Source organism: Luteococcus sp. (assembly GCF_043424415.1).
Lineage (GTDB): Bacteria > Actinomycetota > Actinomycetes > Propionibacteriales > Propionibacteriaceae > Luteococcus.
Window position 1 is genome coordinate 1 of the sequence record NZ_JBHWOO010000230.1, and the last position, 3,281, is coordinate 3,281.

General features: G+C 66.7%; 5 protein-coding genes. All 5 read left to right on the top strand.

The features are described 5' to 3' along the window. On the top strand, nt 1-512 hold a 512-nt coding region (locus ACHFFZ_RS13280; RefSeq protein ID WP_394277080.1), incomplete at its 5' end, for a molybdopterin dinucleotide binding domain-containing protein. An 11-nt stretch (nt 513-523) separates the two neighbouring features. Next, nucleotides 524-1,135 carry a DMSO/selenate family reductase complex B subunit gene (locus ACHFFZ_RS13285; protein WP_394277081.1) on the top strand — a complete coding sequence of 204 codons (612 nt, stop codon included), beginning with the start codon at nt 524-526 and terminating at the stop codon, nt 1,133-1,135. A gap of 1 nt (nt 1,136) precedes the next feature. Continuing rightward, nucleotides 1,137-2,051, top strand: coding sequence for a dimethyl sulfoxide reductase anchor subunit family protein (locus ACHFFZ_RS13290; protein WP_394277082.1), 915 nt, complete (start codon nt 1,137-1,139; stop codon nt 2,049-2,051). After that, nucleotides 2,048-2,695 (top strand): molecular chaperone, encoded by a 648-nt coding sequence (locus tag ACHFFZ_RS13295; protein ID WP_394277083.1) that lies wholly within the window; start codon nt 2,048-2,050, stop codon nt 2,693-2,695. The genes ACHFFZ_RS13290 and ACHFFZ_RS13295 overlap by 4 nt, the downstream gene beginning before the upstream one ends. A 107-nt stretch (nt 2,696-2,802) precedes the next feature. Continuing rightward, on the top strand, nt 2,803-3,281 hold a 479-nt coding region (locus tag ACHFFZ_RS13300; RefSeq protein WP_394277084.1), incomplete at its 3' end, for a DUF5134 domain-containing protein.

A 3,281-nucleotide genomic window follows, 5' to 3' on the forward strand; every position in this document is an offset into this window, starting at 1 on the left:
AGATCGAGATCTTCTCCGAAGAGCTGTGGGAGATGGCCAAGACCTGGGAATTCCCCGACCGCAAGAAGGGCGACGTGATCACCGCCATCCCGATGCACGTGGACACCTGGGAAGGGCCGATGGAGGCCCTGGGCAACGAGAAGTACCCGCTCCAGCTGATCGGGCACCACTACAAGCAGCGCGTGCACTCCACCTACGGCAACCTGAGCAACCTCCAGGAGGCGCACCCGCAGGCCGTCTGGCTCAGCGTCGCCGACGCCGAAGCCCGCGGCATCCGCAATGGCGACATGGTGGAGATCTTCAACGACCGCGGCCGGGTCCAGATCCCGGCCCGGGTGACCAAGCGCATCATGCCCGGGGTCGCATCCCTGCCGCAGGGTGCCTGGCAGGACGTCGATGCCGACGGGGTGGACCACGGCGGGGCGGTCAACATGCTCACGTCGCTGCACTGGACCCCTGTCTCCAAGGGGAACTGCCAGCACACCACCCTGGTCCAGATCAAGAAGGCCTGAGAGGAGACGTCATGCAAGGCTTCTACTTCGACCAGTCCGCATGCAACGGCTGCAAGGCCTGCGCCATCGCCTGCAAGGACAAGCACGACCTTCCGGTCGGGGTCCAGTGGCGTCGTGTCATCGAGTACACCGGGGGTGACTGGCAGAAGCAGGGGGACACCTACACACCCCAGGTCTTCAGCTACTACACGTCGATCTCGTGCAACCACTGCGAGGACCCGATCTGCGCCGAGGTCTGTCCCACGACCGCCATGACGGTGCGTGATGACGGCACCGTCTACGTCGATCCCACCAAGTGCATCGGTTGCAAGTACTGCGCGATGGCCTGCCCCTACAGCGCCCCGCAGTTCAACCCCGAGAAGGGGATCATGACCAAGTGCGACGGCTGCAAGGACTACCGTGATGCCGGGCAGAAGCCCGCCTGTGTCGCGGCCTGCCCGTCCCGCGCCCTCGACTGGGGCGAGATCGAGGAACTGGGGACGAGGTACGGCACCGACGTCAGGTCCGTCGAGCCCCTCCCCGATCCATCGATCACCCACCCGAACCTGCTCATCACCCCGCACCGTGACGCCCAGTCGCCGGGTCACGGCACCGGCGAGATCGCCAACCCCGAGGAGATCTGAAATGTGGCATGAACTGCCGTTGGTGATCTTCACCATCTGCGCCCAGATGTCGGTGGGCTCCTTCATCGTGCTGGGCCTTGTCCACCTGGCGGGGATCCGTGTCCCGCAGAAGACGATGGACAAGGTGACCGATCCCGCGCTCTACGCGATCGGTCCGCTGCTCGTGCTCGGTCTGGCCGCCTCGACGCTGCACCTGGGCAAGCCCCTGCGCGCGCCGAACGCACTTCTGCACCTGGGGAGCTCGTGGCTCTCCCGCGAGATCATCCTCGGCATGGCCTTCGCGGGCCTGGGTGCTCTCTTCGCCGTCCTGCAGTGGTTCAAGTGGACGACGCACCGGGTGCGCCAGGCCGTCGCCCTGCTGACGGCGCTGGTGGGCGTGGCGCTGGTCTTCGCCATCTCCAAGGTCTACTCCTTGCGCACGGTCCCGGCGTGGGCCACCGCGCACACCCCCGTCAGCTTCTACCTCACCACCCTTCTGCTGGGGGGACTGGCCGTGGGCGCGGCCCTGCTGGTGGCCTACCGGATCCGTCGGGGCCGAACCAGCGCCGACCCGGATGCCGACGCCCTGCTCACCCAGACGGTGCGCAGCATCTCCCTGGGTAGCATCGCCCTCATCGCAGTGCGCTTCTTCGAGCGGCTTGCCTATCTGGCGATGCTCGGGGGGCACCCGTCGCCAGCAGCCCGCAAGTCGCTGCAGATCCTGAGCGGCGAACTCGGAGGGTGGCAGGTGGCAGGAACCCTCCTGCTCGCTGCAGCACTGCTCTGCCTCGCCTACCTGCTGTTCAAGCTGGTTGCCCAGGTGGGCAACTACCGTTTCCTTCCTGCACTCGGCGTGGTGGCCTTCGCCCTGGCCCTGGCAGGCGAGTTCATCGGCCGCCTGCTCTTCTACGGCTCGATGGTGCGGGTGGGAGTGTGATCACGCCACCCACCGAGGAGTCGATGGCCCGCACGGCAGCAGCACTCCAGGTGCTCGCGTCGTGGGTCGCGTCGCCCCCCACGGCAGAGTCACTGGCTGTGGTCCGCCAGCAGCAGTGGCTGGATGGCTGGCCGATGGAGCACACCCACGTCTGCCGCGCTGGACTCGACCTCCTGGCCAAGTCTGCCGCCGAGGGCGAGGAGGAAGCAGCAATCCGGGCTGACCACGCAGGCCTCGTGGGTGGACCCGGCCGCGTGGCCGTCCACCCCTACGAGTCCGTGCACCGATCCGCTGAGGGGCTGCTCTTCGACGAACAGACTCTCGAGGTGAGGGCCTGTTATGCCGAGTTCGGCCTGGCGGCCCCACACCGGAACCGAGCCCCCGACGACCACCTGGCACTGGAGCTGGAATTCGTGTCAACCCTCGCTTCCCGCTGGATCGATGCCGAGGGGACCTCGGAGCGGGAACGGATCGCGGATGGCATTGACGGCTTCCTGCAGTTGCACCTGTTCCAGTGGGCGCCCCACTTCTTCGACGCCCTGGGACGCGCCGCGGGCACGCACTTCTACCATGGCGTCGCCCTGTTGGGAGTGGACACACTGGTCCAGATGGGGGCGGGCACCCGGGAGTCGCCCGCTGCGTGAGGTGACGGGCCCCCACCGGTGTCCATCATTCTCCGGGATGCCGGGAACTTTTCGGAGCTCCGGGACGACTACTGGGTGACAGCATCCACTTCGTCCTCGGGAGATCCATGTTCACCCTCAGCGCCGTGCCGGTGAAGTTCATCGGCCTGCTGATCCTGTTCTGCTTCACCACCGCCTACGAACTGTTGCGCACGGTGCGCTCCCGGACGGTGACGGGCGGGGTCTCGGCCGGCCTGCACCTGCTGATGAGCGTCATCATGCTGGCAATGGTGCCGAAGAGCTGGTGGAAGCCCTTGCAGCAGGTGCTGCCGATGCCGGTGACGATCGTGCTGATGGCGGTGGGCCTGGGGTGGTTCTGCTGGCTGACCTTCCGGGCCCATCCCGGCCATCGGAAGCATCCGCTGGGTTGCGCCATGATGTTCGCCGCGATGGTCTGGCACCTGGGGGCCATGCAGGTGATGCACTCGATGATGAGCCATTCCACCGGCAACCACATGGAGATGAACTCCGGTGGGCCGACAGCCACCCCCGCCATGAACCACAGCGGGATGGACCACAGCGGGATGGACCACGGCAGCATGGGCCA

Coding starts and splice junctions, on each gene's coding strand:
- ACHFFZ_RS13285 (WP_394277081.1), top strand. CDS start 524: ATGCAAGGCTTCTACTTCGACCAGTCCGCATGCAACGGCTGCAAGGCC.
- ACHFFZ_RS13290 (WP_394277082.1), top strand. CDS start 1,137: ATGTGGCATGAACTGCCGTTGGTGATCTTCACCATCTGCGCCCAGATG.